Below are 1,076 nucleotides of genomic sequence, written 5' to 3'. Positions count from 1 at the left end.
CACGAAATACACGATTCATTTGTGCGTTGTACACGTCGACGATAGAATCGTACTCGTTGCGCCATGTTATTTCCTTCTTGACGTGATCGCCGCAGCCGGTGTACAGCGCTCGATAATCGCCATTGTACAACCAGAGATCATCAACGAACTGGCTCGCGCGCTCCTCCATCGGTTCCTCCAGTCCATGTGAAGAAGCCAGCACTGGACCGTCTGTGACATACTCATTGGTCTTCCAGTCGCCATTTACTGCAGCTCGCACGACGTCTGGTGTGTCCGTCAACGACACTGGTTCATCGTGGGTCACTCCTGTCCTCTGTCCGGGGAACTTCACGAGCAACGGGACGTGCAGCTGAAGTTCGTGTATGCCCGCTCCGTGACCGGTTATGATTGCGTCGGGACGGATCTCCGACGGTTCACCGAACCCTTCGCCATGGTCAGCAGTCACAATCAACAGCGTGTCGTTCCACTCGTTACGGGCCTTGAGCGTGTCGGCGAGGCGACCGATTTCATGATCAATCTGAGCAATGGCACCATCATATAAAGATTCAAACCCACACATTTGCCAGACCGGACTCTTGCCGCTATTAAATGACCAGACTTGATCATCGGACTCATTCTGCAGTTTACGAGCGGTCCCGTCGTCCCATTCGTCAAACTGTGCTTTAGGCTCGTACGGCAGGTGAGCGTCCATATAGTTGATACAGGCAGCCCACCCATCGGTTCGTTCGTCGATCCAGTCGACGAGCAGGTCAGTATACACCCTGCAGGCGTCCCCGTGGTGTGGTTATCGGGCAGTAACTGTGGGTAGTCCCATGCCGCCTTGATGTACAAGCCATTCAGGACGGACTTGACAGGATGATCATCGGAGAGACACCGCTTGAGGTACTTCACATACTGACCCTGCCCTTCCGAGAGCGCGAAGTTGCCCGGATCGAGCCCTTTCTGAAACAGAATGTTCTGTTGACCGTGAACGTCGTCGAATGAGTCCTCTAGCCCAACGCCCATGTCCGTGATCCACATGTTCTCCGAAAATACGCCGGTTCGGTGAGGAATCTCGTCCCAGAACGTCTGACCAG

Annotated in this window: 1 protein-coding gene; it reads right to left on the bottom strand. The window is 54.4% G+C overall.

Annotated elements, in window-relative coordinates; genetic code table 11:
- A partial coding sequence (locus J07HQW2_RS10440) for a sulfatase-like hydrolase/transferase (RefSeq protein ID WP_021055468.1) occupies window positions 1-760 on the bottom strand: 760 nt, incomplete at its 3' end.
- Window positions 761-1,076: the final 316 nt, after the last annotated feature.

The sequence above is a fragment of the Haloquadratum walsbyi J07HQW2 genome (genome assembly GCF_000415985.1).
Taxonomy (GTDB): Archaea; Halobacteriota; Halobacteria; order Halobacteriales; family Haloferacaceae; genus Haloquadratum; species Haloquadratum walsbyi_B.
Note: the sequence above shows the minus strand (reverse complement) of the source record. Positions and strands in the feature narration are given on the sequence as shown.